The following is a 13,491-nucleotide window of genomic DNA, read 5'->3' on the forward strand; positions in this document are numbered from 1 at the left end:
TGACGGCTGCTTTTGCATGGCGGCACCAAACCCTCTAGCCCTGCCGGTAGGTAACTCGTGCTGCCCAGCGGCTAGCTGTGGTCGAGGACCGAGTACTGCGCAATTGCCAGCAACCCGCGTCCCAAGCCAGACACGGCTGTGAACTGCGGGCCGCCTGTCTGCGGGTCGCGTGACTGCGGGTCGCCGTGCCTTCCCGCCAGGTCGCATCGCCGCGCTGAGGGTCCGCGTGACTGCAGGTCACTAGCGGGCCGGCCGACTGCGGGGTTAGCCGTTGGGGCAGGCCCGCTGGGGGTTAGCCGTTGGGGCAAGCCAGCTTGAGGGCTAGGCGTTGGAGCGGCGGCGGCCGTGGGGGTTGGGTGGGGGTTGGCCTGTTAGGCGGGCGTTTTCGGCCATTCGGTCGAGGCGTTCGCGGCGGCCGGGTGGGAAGGTGACGAAGGTGATGATGAGGGCCAGCAGGGCGGCGCCGATGATGATCCAGCGGAGGCTGTGGTTCTGCTTCGGTTCCGTGTTGGCGCTCGCGGCCGGCTTCGGCTTCGCGGTCGGCGCGGAGGAGGCGGGTGGCTTCGCGGCGGACTTCTTCGCCGGTGGGGCCATCTGGTAGACCGGCGAGTTGTCGCCCTCGCTGCCGACCAGGATGTCCGTCCCGGTCGGTCCCACCGCGACCGACTCGCCCTGCGCCATCGGTGTGTCCGCGCGAGCCACCAACGTCGGGGTATCTCCCCACGCCACGGTGGCGACGTCCATGTAGGTCCGTAGTACGACGGTCTTGCCGTCCGGCATGAAGGTGCCGTCGGTCACCCCGAACGACGAAGCCGGGGCGTCGCCGAGTTTGGTCAGCTCATTCGTGCCCTCCCGCGAGGACGTCTCGGGCGCCGCGTAGATGGCACCGGCCTTCGTCTTGACCTTGGTGACGAAGTACAGCCGCTTGGTCTCCGGCTCGATCAGCAGGGTCTCGGCGTCGTGCGCACCGTCGGGATACTCGAAGTCGTACCGGTGGAACTTGACGTTCTCCTCGTCCTCGAGCTGGGCCGGTTCGGGGATCGTATACACCTCGATGGTCTTGCGGGTGCGGTTGTTGTCCCCGATGTCGGCGATATAGATCGTGCCGTCGCGGTCGACCCCGACGGCTTCCACGTCGCGCACCGGCGCCTTGAACTTCAGCTCGACCCGCACCTTGCCCTTGGCGTCGACCCCGAACACCCGGGCGGTGTCCCCGGAGTCGTTCACCGTCCACCAGATGTTCTCGTACTTCGCGCTCTTGGCGAGCCCGGAGGACTCGTCCACCCGGCTGTCGTTGATCGAGAACAGCTTCTTCGGGGCACCAGGAGTCGGATCCGCGGCCGCGGCCGGACCGGCCGGGATCGTGGCTCCGCCCAGGCTCAGCAGGGTCACGGCGGCCAGGGTCAGGGCGTTGCGCAGCAAGCTCAAAGCACCGCCTCGCGGTTGGGGGCAAGGACCAGCGTCGCGAGCCGCGGCTCGACGTGCCACTCCCCGGTCAACGCCTCGTACTCCGCCCGCACCTCAGGGCCGGCCGTCGCCCCGGTCCGGGCAGCCCGGAGCAGCAGGTTGCGCGGCGTGTGTTCACTGTCCACGAACTGCACCACCTCTACCCGGTAACCGACCTGTCGTAGTACCGCCGCCCGCAGGGAATCGGTCAGGACGTCGGCGAACCGTTCCCGAACGATGCCATATCTGGTCAGCAGCGCGTAAGGCGCCGGTGGTTCGACGTTCTTGAGCTGCTTCTGGATGTCATGGTGACAGCACGGCGCCGCCAGGATCAGCGGAGCCTCCCAGCCGACCGCCCGCGCCAGCGCGTCGTCGGTCGCCGTGTCGCAGGCGTGCAGCGCTAGGACGACGTCCGGCCGGGTGTCGAGCTCCGCCTCCGCGATGGTCGCGTCGACGAACCGGAGGTGGTCCTGCCACCCGAGCGCGGTGACGCGTTGGGTGTTCCGCTCGCGCGCCGCCGGAGTACGGTCGATGCCGGTCATCCGCACGTCGTACCCGGTCGCGGTCAGCAGGTGGTACGCCGCGAGCGTGAGATAGGCGTTCCCGCAGCCGAGGTCGACCACTTGTAGCGGCCGCCCGGATTCGATCCGGCCGGCTGCCAGCGCGTCCTCCACCGCCGGCAGCAGCAACTTGCAGAACTCGTCGATCTGCTTGTACTTCGACTGCCGCGACGGCTTCACCCGGCCGCGATGGTCACTGATGCCCAACTCGATCAGGAACGGCGCGGCCGGATCGAGCATCCGCTGCTTGGTCCGGTCGTGCGAGGTCTCCTGCTCATGCTGCTCCGCCTGCCGATGCAGCAGCGACTTGCCCTTCTTGGTGTACCGCAGCCGCAGCGTCTCAGCAGTCGTCTCCACATGCCAGTTCCCGTACGGCGCCGCGAGCAACTCGTCCACCACCGCGTCGACCGCGGCAGGACCCGCATTGCGGGTATGCGCCTGCCGCTCGTCGTACTCGGTGACCTGCAGATGCCGAACCCCCTTCAGGTCGACATACCGCAACTCGACCCGCTGGTACTCCGGCGCCTCCGCACCCCGCCGCCGCCCGGACCCGATGGCCCGAACCAGCCCACCCGACTCCAACAAAGCAGCCCGCACCACGTCCCGCGCAACAGACTCCTCACCCGCCTCGGCCCTCGCGCCAGCACCCACACCGCCCACATCGCCACGCACATGGGAGTCAGCGTCAAGACCCCCATCACCCGCGTCGCTGCGCGCGTCGGAGCCCGCATCATCCGCGTCGCTGCCCACGTCGGAATCCGCATCGGAGCCCGCGCTGGCCGCATCGCCACGCACACCGGAGTCAGCGTCAAGGCTCTCGTCACGCGCGTCGCTGCGCGCGCCAGAGCCCGCGTTGGCCGCATTGCTGCGCACGTCGGAGTTCGCGCCGCCACGCGTGCCGGAGCCCGCGTCGCTGCGCGCGTTGGAGTCCGCGTTGCGCGCCCGCTCGTCCGCTTGCTGGTCAGCCTGCATCGCGCCATTGTCGCCGACCCCGCCATGAGATCACAAAACGGTCTCGTCCGGCTCCGTTCCGCATGCAGTCACTCGGTCGGCATGCGCACCCAGCGAGGGCGCACCGCCGCGGATTCGGGTGCCGGTCGCTCTCAGCCGATCGGCGCGCGCGGCCCGGCGTAAGAGAGCAGGGCGCAGCACCCCCGACTCAGGTGAGTTTCTCCTCCTCGCTGAGCAGATTGAGGGCTCTGAGTCGGGTTTCGATTCCCCCTGGCTGACGGCCGAGGGCGGCTACCAGTTCGTCCTTGGACGCGCCGTTGTGGAACATCTCGGTCAGTTGGTCCTCCTGCTCCTTGGTCCAGAGCCGGAAGGCGTTCGGATAGGTCTTGCGCGCTTCCTCGATCCGGCGGCCGAACGAGCGGGCGGCCGGCAGTTCCAGCGCGCGGATGCGCATCTGCCGGTGCCGGCCCACCTCCTCGCCGTCGCGCCAGAACACGATGACGCCGTCGTCGAACGTCATCAGGTCGGACGGGACGTCGCAGTAGTCCGCGTCCTCGAGCATCACCCGAACCATGGTCAATCTCCTTCTCCTCGACGGGCCGCCCGGCCACTGCAGCCGCGTCCGTGCCCTGCTTTTCTTCTCACCAGAGAAGATGCCGCGATCCGGGCCGCCCCCGAGGAGAAAGTTCAGCCCTGTGGACAACCGGCCGCGAGCCTGTCCGGGCGAGGCGAGACATGGGAAGGCGGCAAGGCTGGAGGGCAGCAGGGTTGGGCCGGGCAGGCGGGCCGGGTTGGCCGAGCGGCGGGACGGGCCAGGGCGGCGCTGGGACGAGCCGGGGTGAGCCGGGGTCGGGGCGCGGGACGGGCGGCGTGCGTGAGCCGGGGTCGGGGCGGGACGGGCGGGGAGGACGGGGATGGAGGCGGGACGAGCCCGGGTGAGCCGGCGCCGGTGCGAGGCGGGCGGGGCGGGAGGCGGGGTCCGGCGGGACGGGTGAGCCGTGGCGGGACGCGAGGTCCGGCGGGACCGGAGAGCCGGTGGCGGGACGGGGCGAGGGCGGTGGGGTGGGGGTCAGGTGGGGTTGGCTGGGTCTGTCGGGAATGGGGGGCTGGAGGGGTTCGGGGGTAGCGGTAAGAGGTTGGGGGGTGGTGGGGGTTGGGGTGTGGTTTGTTGTAGGCGGGCGGATTCTGCGCCTAGGAGGCCTAGGAGGATTAGGTCTAGGGTCATTCCGCCTACTGCGGCGAATTGGGTGCCGGCGAATTGGAAGACCTGGGTTACCAGGAGGCTTACCAGTACTGCTAGTTCGAAGAGGCGTACTGCTCGGGCTCGGTCGTGGGCTCGTAGGCGGAGCCAGCCGCGGACAGTGAAGGTGGCTGAGAGGAGGCTTCCGCCGGCTACTCCTAGGACTGGGAGGTCTGTTAGTAGTCGGTCGTCGTCGAAGCGGATGGCGGCGGCTATGGCGGGGGCGCTCAGGGCCTGCACTCCTAGTACTGCGACCGCAACGCGCGGCGCTAGTGGATGTGTGGCCAGGCGGTCGAAGCCGCGTTGTAGGGCTCGCCAGGCGGCGTCGACTGGGGCCGCTAGTTCTACCTCGTCCGGTGGGCACGCAGCCAGGAGTGCTCGCGTTTCCAGGCGGCCGGGGACGTTCGGGCCTACTGCCCGGAGTTGCCGCGCGTCCTGGGCTCGGCGGCGGCGGGAGAGGCCGCCGGCCACGCCCTCGACGGCGTGGTCGACCACGTTGGCCAGCTGCTCGCGCTCGTCGATGGGCCGCCGGTTGTTGACGAAGCGGGAGCCGAGCACGATCAGCACGAAGACGACGTACACGATCGCCGCGGTCGGTTGGTAGAAGTAGTTGTTGTCGGAGGTGACGAACTTGCCCACCTCGTCGATGAACAGCCCGAAGCCGACACCGCCCACCAGCGCGGCCGCCGGGCGCACCACCGGGCCGACGTACGACAGCAGCAGGTAGATCGCCAGCAGCATCAGGAGGCCGCCCGGCAGGACGTGGGCGATGTGCAGGCCCTTCCCGCCGATCTGGGGGTAGCCGCTCAGCCCCAGGATCAGCCGGGTGATCAGGACGGTTGCGACGCCCGACACCACGAAGGTGGTCAGGTGCTCCCCGGTCCGGACGTTGCGGACCAGGCCCGCTCGCAACAAGTACGGCGACCGCTGGTCCGGGCCGGTCATCGCACCAGGGCCGCGATCACCACGATTGCGACCAGCGCCGCTAGTACGACAGAGGTGACGAGCCGTCGGGTCCGGGGGTCCACCGGCCCAGGTTAATCGACCAGCCACCCGTTCCCGACCAGCAGTGTCACCTCGAAGGCCCGCCGGAGCGGACTGACCGCCGGATCCCGCTCCCGGAGTACTGAAACCGGTCGGCCAGGGGCGAGGCGACAGGCGCGCCTCACCCCTGAACCGATTCGGGGAGCTTTTTCGCCGGAACCGAGGAGGATCCTGCTACCGATCTGGGACAAAATCCGCCCCGGACCGGTGGAGCAAGCAGGTGCCGGCCCCGACCCAGCTACTCGTGGGGTCGAGTGCGCAGTGGGCGGGGTCGTTGGTACTGCGGTGAGTGGTCAGCCCAGCTTCGGTACTGCGATGAGGGGTTCTGGGCGGTGTACTCCGCGCGGGCGGTAGCCGAGTACGTCGGACAAGCCCAGGTAGTCGGTCAGCAGCCAGATGATCGCCAGCCACATCTCGGTGCCCTGCAACCCGGGCAGCGCCCGGTCGCCGTCACCGTCGGGGGCGAACGCGAAACCGGCACCGTCCACCCAGCGGCCGAGGATTGCAGTAAGCATCCGCTCGGCCCATCGGCGGCCCTCGGCTCGGCGGAACTCGGTCTGCTTGCCGGCCAGCCAGAGCGGGTGGATCACATCGAGCACGTTGCAGGCGTTGAAGCCGTCGCCGCTGAAAACACGCTGGTCCTGGGAGTGGGTCAGAACGGTGCGGATGGCGGCCTCCGGATACGGCAAAGGCAGCCCGTACTGCGCGTAGGTGCCGCGCGTCAGGCGGTAGAACCCGTTGACGACTTGCAGCCAGCCGTCGTCGGGATGCGGGGTGCCCCACATGCCGGTCTCCGGGTCGGCTCGGGCGGTCAGCCAGCCCATGAGGGTGAAGAGTTGGGCGGAATCGCCGTGGTTGTTGAGATTCCGGGCGATTGCGGTGCCGAGGGCATCGATCGCCGCGCCCGCGCCCCAGGCGTTTCTTGCCCATGGCAAGTTGTCCAGTTGATCCGTTGCCACGTCGACGCGAATTGGATGCTCGAAGCAACTACCGAGAAGTTGGAGGGCGTAGCCGGCGCACAGGACGTGGTAGCTCGCTCCGCCTTCCAGGACGGACAGTTCGCTCTCACTGGAGGGTTTCTCGAGGCCGGCGTCGGCGAGATCGCTCGATGGCACCAGCCCGGTCGCCGGGTCCTGGCGAGCCCGCAATCGGCGTACCAGATCATCCACCGAATGCCCTGCCGGAGCGCGCCTCACCAGTAGGTCGGTCAACTCGATCGCATCACACCACGGACGGATCGCAGCTTCACCTCCGGGCTGGTCGACGAACCGCTCGCCGTCCCAACATCTCCCCACCAGCTCATCCACCTGCTCTCGAGCCCGCCCAGCAAGCTCCGCCGCCAACCGCGGCAGATCCACAGCGGAGGTGAGGGAAGGCGCAGGGTGGGCCGGCACTGCGGCCGCTGAGGTGAGGGATGGCGCAGGGTTGGCCGGCTCTGAGACCGGTGGCTTGGGGGTCGAGGGGTGGCGGCGGTCTCGGAGGGGTTTGGCTGGGTTGCCGGCTACTACTGACCAGGGGGCTACGTTTTTGGTGACTACTGCGCCAGCGCCGACGATGCTGTGGGGGCCGATGGTGACGCCGTCGAGGATGAGGGCGTTGGAACCTATCCAGACGTCGTCACCGACGGTGATGCCGCGTGAGGTGTGGGCCTGGCGGAAGATCGGCTGGTCGGGGGCGGTGCCGTGGTTGAAGGCGAGGAGCGAGGCGTGGGCGCCGATGCGGACGCCGTCGCCGAGGGTGACTTTGCCGCGCACCACCGTGAAGGGGTTGATCGTCGAGTCCGCGCCGATGCTCACCTCGCCGGTGACGTAGGCGTGCGCTCCGATGTACGACCGCTCCCCCATCCGCAGGACGTTGCAGAACACCGCAGCGGTGTCGGCGATGAAGGCATCCGCCGCGAGGTCGGTTTCGCCGGTCAGTTCACGTTGGCGCTCGGCTTGGCGTTCACGCTCGGCCGCCGACGCGCCCCCGGCGTACTCCCACGGCAGGAAGTCGAGGCGGCTGACGGCGGGACGCGAATCGGGCGAGGTCATGGGATAACGCTATCCAAGACACCGCGGACAGAGCGTTGCGCAGGGGTGTCGTCGGCAGGTGCCCACGCAGACGCCGCTTCGACCCGGCGCTGGGGCGCCAGGCGGCGGACCGCAGCCCGTCGGCGAGCCAGCAGCAGCCGCCGCAGTACCCGCCAGAGCCGAATCTCGCTGCTAACGTTCGGGCCATGCAGGGAGGGAGTGACGAGGTCGCCGGTGACGACGCCATCAGTGGTGGCGGGCGGCGTCGGGTCACGATCAGCGATCTGGCTCGGCGGCTGGACATCTCCAAGGCGTCGGTCTCCTACGCGCTGAACGGTCGGTCCGGGGTCAGCGAGGAGACCCGGCAGCGCGTGCTCAGTCTTGCCGCGGAACTCGGCTTCCACCCGAACTCCGCCGCCGTCGCGCTGTCCGCGAGCCGGACCCGCACGATCGGCATCGTGATCGCCCGCGACCCCGCGCTGATCTCGACCGAGGCGTTCTACATGCGCACGCTGGTCGGCATCGAGCAGTACCTCAACGAGGTCGACTCCTCCCTGCTGCTGCGGCTGACCGGCGAGCAGGGCCAGGATCTCGACGTACTGCGTCGCTGGAGCCGGCAAGGGCGGGTGGACGGGTTCATCCTGTTCGACGAGCACAACGACGACCCGCGAATCCCATTGCTCAAGGAGCTCGGGGTGCCGTGCGTGGTGGTCAGCTCCAATGCGCCGGACGACGGCGTCGGGCGGCTGATCACGTCGCCGGAGCACACCGTCACGTTGCTGCTCGACCACCTCGCGAAGCTCGGGCACACCGACATCGTCCACGTCAGCGGGCCGTTCACCTTCGTTCACGAGCAACTACGTGTGCAGTTGCTGCAGGAGCAGGCCAAGCGGCGCGGCATCCGGGTGACCCACTTCGAAGGCAGCTACCGGTACGAAGACGGTGCCGCGATGACGCGCAAGCTGCTGGCGAAGAAGAACCGGCCGACAGCTCTTGTCCTGGGCAACGACCTGATGGCTGTCGCCGCTTTGCGGGTCGCGGTGGAGCTCGGCACCGGAGTACCGGAGGAGTTGTCGATTCTCGCCTGGGACGACTCGCCGTTGTGTGAGCTGGCACTGCCGGGGATCACGGCGGTCGATCAGCAGACGATGGAGCGTGGCCGGATGGCGGCGGACCTGCTGTTCCGGATCGCGGCCGGCGAGTCCGGGCTGCACTGGGACACCCCGGCCGGAGTACTGCGCGCCCGCGGCTCCTCCGCCGCGGCACCCCGCCGTACCGGCTGACCGCAGCACACCCGGAGTAGGGTCACGGTGACGTAACGAAGCTGGTGCAACTGAACCGGTTCGGGTTCCCAAGCTTAACCGGTTCGGCCACTATGGGCGGACCCGCCTCCGCTTCCCTGCCGGAGGCTCGATGGGACGAGGGAGTCCGACGTGAGACTGCGTTCGTTTGTAGCCGCAGCAGCGGTGACCGCCCTGGGAATCAGCCTGGCCGCTTGTGGTGGCAGCGACTCGGGCGACTCTTCCGGCGGCAGTGGTGGAGACCAGACGCTGACCTACTGGGCCAGCAACCAGGGCACCAGCCTGGACAACGACAAGCAGGTCCTGACCCCGGTGCTGGAGAAGTTCACCAAGGACACCGGGATCAAGGTCAACCTCGAGGTGATCGGCTGGAACGACCTGCAGACCCGGATCCAGACCGCGATCACCTCGGGCCAGTCGCCGGACGTGGTCAACATCGGCAACACCTGGGCCGCGTCGCTGCAGGCCACCGAGGCGTTCCTGCCGTTCGACGGCGACGCGATGACCGCGATCGGGGGCAAGGACAAGTTCGTGCCGACGGCTCTGGCGACCGGCGGCAAGGAAGGCACCGACCCGACCTCGGTACCGGTCTACGGGCTGGCCTACGGCCTGTACTACAACAAGGCGATGTTCGCCGCGGCCGGTCTGCAGCCGCCGAAGACCTGGGAAGAGATGGTCACCGCCGCGCAGAAGCTGACCAACCCCGCGAAGAAGCAGTGGGGCATGGCGCTGGCGGCCGGCAGCTACACCGAGAACGTGCACTTCGCCTTCATCAACGCCGCTCAGAACGGCGCGGAGTGGTTCGACAAGGACGGCAAGCCGACCTTCACCGGTGACGGCCAGGTGCAGGGCGTACTGCGCTACCTCGACCTGATGCAGAAGGACAAGGTGGCCAACCCGTCCAACGCGCAGTACGACAACGGCACCAAGGCGGTGAACGACTTCGCCACCAAGAAGGTGGCGATGGTGATCAACCAGAACAACGCCGCCTCCTCGATCGTTGCCAACGGCATGAAGATCGGCGAGTACGGCGTCGTGCCGTTCCCCGCCCCGAAGGACGCGGCCGAGCCGGTCGCCAGCCACGTGGCCGGGATCAACCTGTCGATCTTCAAGAACACGAAGAACAAGGACGCGGCGCTGAAGTTCGTCAAGTACATGACGGACCCGGAGACCCAGAACACGCTGGGCAAGCCGTTCGCCTCGCTGCCCGTGCTGAAGGACGCCAAGCCGGTCTTCACCACCGACGCGGCCGAGGCTGCGATCTTCCAGGACATCTACAACACCAAGTCCAAGCCGCTGCCGCTGGTACCGGCCGAGGACCAGTACGAGAGCACCGTCGGCAAGGCGATGAACGGCCTGTTCGCCAAGATCGCGACCGGCGGGACGGTCACCGCCGACGAGGTGAAGTCGGTGCTCAAGACCGCCGAGGATCAAGTCGCGGCCGGTAGCTGAGCCGTGATCGGTGGCCCGGGCGACACCGTCCGGGCCATCCTCGTGGCCGTCGACCCCGATCCAAGACAGGAGGCGACCGGATGTCCGTCGCCACACAACAGGCCCCCGTGGGTCCGGCGGCCGGACCGCCGGCGCGGAAGAAGCGGCGGCTGGACCGCCGCCCGGGCCTGAGCCGCAAGCTCCCGTACCTGCTGCTCGCTCCGGCGGTCCTGCTGGAGCTGCTGATCCACCTCATCCCGATGCTGGTCGGCATCTGGATGAGCTTCGTGAAACTGACCAAGTTCTTCATCGCGAACTGGTCCGCCGCCCCCTGGGCCGGCTTCAACAACTACCGGGTCGCCGTCGACTTCGACAACGCGGTCGGCGAGGGCCTGCTCAAGTCCTTCGGCGTGACGGTGGCGTTCTCGCTCCTCACGGTGGCGCTTTCCTGGTGTCTCGGGATGGCCGCCGCGGTCGCCCTGCAACCACAGTTCCGTGGGCGCAGCGCAGTACGGACGCTGTTCCTGGTGCCTTACGCACTGCCCGCGTACGCCGGCATCCTGACCTGGAACTTCATGCTCCAGCGCGACACCGGTGCGGTGAACCACGTGCTGGTCGACAACCTCGGCCTCACCTCGGACCGGCCGTTCTGGCTGATCGGCAGCAACGCGCTGGTCTCGCTGATCACGGTCGCGGTCTGGAAGCTGTGGACGTTCGCCTTCCTGACCCTGATGGCCGGCCTGCAGAGCATTCCGAACGACATCTACGAGGCCGCCTCGGTCGACGGCGCCGGGCTGGTCCGGCAGTGGCGCCACATCACCCTGCCGTCGCTGCGGCCGGTCAACCTGGTGCTCGTGCTGGTGCTGTTCCTGTGGACGTTCAGCGACTTCAACACGCCGTACGTCCTGTTCGGAAACTCGCAGCCGCCCGCGGGTGACCTGATCACCTTCCACATCTACAACGCGTCGTTCCTGACCTGGAACTTCGGCTCCGGCGCGGCGATGTCCGTGCTGCTGCTGATCTTCCTGATGATCGTCACCGGCGCCTATCTGATCGTCACCGGCCGGAGGTCTCGTCGTGCGTGACACCAAGGGATTCAAGATCTACCGGGCCGTCGTGCTGACGGTCCTCGGCCTGTTCGTGCTGGTCCCGCTCTACGTGATGGCGACCTCGTCGCTGAAACCACTGAGCGACGTCCAGGGCGCGTTCACCTGGTGGCCGTCCACCATCACCCTCGACCCGTTCATCGACATGTGGAAGACGGTGCCGCTGGCCCGGTACTTCGTCAACAGCACGATCGTGTCGGTGGTGGCGACGGTGTGCTCGGTCGCGATCGCGATCCTGGCGGCGTTCGCGGTCTCCCGGTTCCGGTTCCGCGGCCGCAGTGTCTTCACCACGACGGTGCTGTCGACGCAGATGTTCCCCGGCGTGCTGTTCCTGCTGCCGTTGTTCCTGATCTTCGTGAACATCAACAACTCCACCGGGTTGCAACTGGTCGGCACGCGGCTCGGCCTGATCATCACCTACCTCACCTTCAGCCTGCCGTTCTCGATCTGGATGCTCGCCGGGTACTTCGACAGCATCCCGCGCGAGCTGGACGAGGCGGCACTCGTCGACGGGTGCGGACCGATGGGTGCGCTGGCCCGAGTCGTCCTGCCGGCAGCCCGGCCGGGCGTGATCGCAGTGGCGATCTACTCGTTCATGACGGCGTGGGGTGAGGTGCTCTTCGCGTCGGTGATGACGACCGAGGCCAACCGGACGTTGTCGGTGGGACTACGCCAGTACTCCACGCAAACCAACATCTACTGGAACCAGATCATGGCTGCCGCCCTGGTGGTCAGCATCCCGGTCGTGATCGGCTTCCTGCTCGCCCAGCGGCACTTCGTCGCCGGCGTCACCGCGGGAGCCGTCAAGTAACCAACCACAGCGGAACGGAGGCTGCCTGCCCAGGCAGCCTCCGTTCAGTACGCCGACGGGCCGTAGATGTGCACCGAGGTGGAGTAACTGGCGGCGGTTCTGCCGTTTCCACGGATGACGACTCCGCCCACACCGTGGCAGGAGAGCCGGTAGCCACCTATTTTGGCGTCCCTCGCGGTGCTGGCCCCCTGGTCCGCGTGACCTGAGTTCTTGGCGGTGAAGGTGACGATCTGCTGCCGGACAGCCGCGTCGGCGATGAACAGCGGCAGCACCCCCGGCAGACCGGCGTTCAGCCTCGTGTAGGCATCCCGGCCGCCACGCGGGTAGTCCCCTTTGGCAGTAGCTCGTCCGGTCACGTCGATGTTGCCGATGTAGTTCTTGTGCCGGTAGTCGCGTTCGAGGCCGACCTCCAGGCTGCCCTTCTTGCACTGCAACCCGGTGATCCGGTCCTCCTTGCAGACGAAGCCCCGCTTGCCGAGTTGCTTGACCATCCCGTTCACCGTGAGACCGGGGAAGCAGCCGCGGCAGTCCGCCGGCACCGACGGGCTGGCGGCCGGCGGGCTCGGCTTCGAGCTCGGGGCACCGGTGCTCGGCTTGCTCCCAGTGGTGGGGCTGCCGCCGGTGGTGGGCGCTCCGGTGGGCTGCTGGGAATTATCGTCCGTGACCCGGCTCGAGGGCTGCGTGCTCGAGCTGCCCGCGCTGTCGTCCGAGCCGCCGGTGAAGCGGCTGACGACAAATATCCCCGATCCCAGCACGACCAGGACGACGACCACGCTGAACACGACCAGGACAGCCTTGTTGCTGCCCTTCGGCGGTGGCGGCGGTGGAGGTGGCGGCGGGTATTGCTGGTACTGCGGGTAGCTGGCCACGGCCGCGATTCTAGGGCGCGCCGGGCCGGTCAAGTGGTCACTTAGACGGTGCTCTAACTGAACGGTGATCTAACTGAACAGCCTCTCGCCGCCTGAGAATCCCCATTCGCCCACTGTGTCGTAAGCCGCACCATGGCTCGGCCCTTCGCCCAGCCGCGACGAGATCAACTGGATGCTGTCCGCCGTCCAGGTCGGCCCCTGGTAGGTGTCGAAGATCCGGACCCAGCGGACCACGTCCATCGGCCGGCGCAGCCGCGCGAGCGTGACGTGCGGGGTGAACTTGCGCCCGTCCACGGTCACGCCCGCCTTGTTCGCCGCCGACCGCGCGGTCATCGCCAGGTGCGGCAGCGCGTCGGACTCGTCCCGTACGCCGGTCCACAGCACCCGCGCGTCCGCGACGCCCGGGAAGGCACCGGCACCACCCAACCACAGGTCGAACGGTTTCTGCCGCCCGGCCACCCGCTCCAGCCCGTCGGCCAGATCATCCGTCTTGTACTCCGGTACGTCGCCCAGGAACGCCAAGGTGATGTGCCAGTTCTCGTCAGCCGCCCAGCGGACGTCCTCATCGGGATACTCCCGGCGAGGCTCCACGAACTCCGCCAGATGCTCGACGATCTCCACCGGCGGCACCACCGCCACAAAAAGTCGCATCCTTCGAGGTTAGAGGTCGTTGTCCATCGAATTGGAATCGCTCAGCGGGCCATGGCCGGGAATCAGCAG

The 13,491-nt window shown here is 68.1% G+C and carries 12 protein-coding genes; 5 read left to right on the forward strand and 7 right to left on the reverse strand.

The features are described from left to right. Positions 1–321 precede the first annotated feature (321 nt). The 5 genes from ACQPYM_RS35210 to ACQPYM_RS35230 form a co-directional block, all read right to left on the reverse strand. Complete coding sequence (locus tag ACQPYM_RS35210; protein ID WP_433009417.1) at positions 322–1,428, reverse strand: hypothetical protein; 1,107 nt, start codon at positions 1,426–1,428, stop codon at positions 322–324. Continuing rightward, entirely contained in the window at positions 1,425–2,978 is a 1,554-nt protein-coding gene (locus tag ACQPYM_RS35215) for a methyltransferase (RefSeq protein WP_433009420.1), read from the reverse strand. The genes ACQPYM_RS35210 and ACQPYM_RS35215 overlap by 4 nt, the downstream gene beginning before the upstream one ends. Before the next feature lie 187 nt (positions 2,979–3,165). Next, on the reverse strand, positions 3,166–3,531 hold the full coding sequence (locus tag ACQPYM_RS35220; protein WP_433009423.1) for a hypothetical protein: 366 nt from the start codon (positions 3,529–3,531) through the stop codon (positions 3,166–3,168). A gap of 495 nt (positions 3,532–4,026) precedes the next feature. Then, a complete protein-coding gene (locus ACQPYM_RS35225; RefSeq protein WP_433009426.1) occupies positions 4,027–5,142 on the reverse strand; it encodes a hypothetical protein in 1,116 nt (371 codons plus the stop codon). A 392-nt stretch (positions 5,143–5,534) separates the two neighbouring features. Further along, positions 5,535–7,274: an acyltransferase gene (locus ACQPYM_RS35230; protein WP_433009429.1), complete on the reverse strand. Its 1,740-nt coding sequence runs from the start codon at positions 7,272–7,274 to the stop codon at positions 5,535–5,537. Positions 7,275–7,459: 185 nt separating this feature from the next. Here ACQPYM_RS35230 and ACQPYM_RS35235 point away from each other — a divergent pair, with 185 nt between their 5' ends. The 4 genes from ACQPYM_RS35235 (at position 7,460) to ACQPYM_RS35250 (ending at position 11,902) form a co-directional block, all read left to right on the forward strand. Beyond that, positions 7,460–8,536, forward strand: coding sequence for a LacI family DNA-binding transcriptional regulator (locus ACQPYM_RS35235; protein WP_433009432.1), 1,077 nt, complete (start codon positions 7,460–7,462; stop codon positions 8,534–8,536). Positions 8,537–8,686: 150 nt separating this feature from the next. Continuing rightward, positions 8,687–10,006: an ABC transporter substrate-binding protein gene (locus tag ACQPYM_RS35240; RefSeq protein WP_433009435.1), complete on the forward strand. Its 1,320-nt coding sequence runs from the start codon at positions 8,687–8,689 to the stop codon at positions 10,004–10,006. Positions 10,007–10,086: 80 nt separating this feature from the next. Further along, the gene (locus tag ACQPYM_RS35245; RefSeq protein ID WP_433009438.1) at positions 10,087–11,070 is read left to right on the forward strand and encodes a carbohydrate ABC transporter permease; all 984 of its coding nucleotides are present in this window, start codon (positions 10,087–10,089) and stop codon (positions 11,068–11,070) included. Next, a complete protein-coding gene (locus tag ACQPYM_RS35250) occupies positions 11,063–11,902 on the forward strand; it encodes a carbohydrate ABC transporter permease (protein ID WP_433009441.1) in 840 nt (279 codons plus the stop codon). The genes ACQPYM_RS35245 and ACQPYM_RS35250 overlap by 8 nt, the downstream gene beginning before the upstream one ends. 44 nt (positions 11,903–11,946) lie before the next feature. Here ACQPYM_RS35250 and ACQPYM_RS35255 read toward each other — a convergent pair whose 3' ends face one another. Then, entirely contained in the window at positions 11,947–12,393 is a 447-nt protein-coding gene (locus ACQPYM_RS35255; protein WP_433009444.1) for a hypothetical protein, read from the reverse strand. A 10-nt stretch (positions 12,394–12,403) separates the two neighbouring features. Here ACQPYM_RS35255 and ACQPYM_RS35260 point away from each other — a divergent pair, with 10 nt between their 5' ends. Further along, entirely contained in the window at positions 12,404–12,763 is a 360-nt protein-coding gene (locus ACQPYM_RS35260) for a hypothetical protein (RefSeq protein WP_433009446.1), read from the forward strand. A 77-nt stretch (positions 12,764–12,840) separates the two neighbouring features. On the opposite strand, the gene thpR is transcribed toward ACQPYM_RS35260, so the two are convergent. After that, entirely contained in the window at positions 12,841–13,422 is a 582-nt protein-coding gene (gene thpR / locus ACQPYM_RS35265; protein ID WP_433009448.1) for an RNA 2',3'-cyclic phosphodiesterase, read from the reverse strand. Positions 13,423–13,491: the final 69 nt, after the last annotated feature.

Origin of the sequence: Kribbella sp. CA-294648, from assembly GCF_050943845.1 — a bacterium.
Classification (GTDB): domain Bacteria; phylum Actinomycetota; class Actinomycetes; order Propionibacteriales; family Kribbellaceae; genus Kribbella.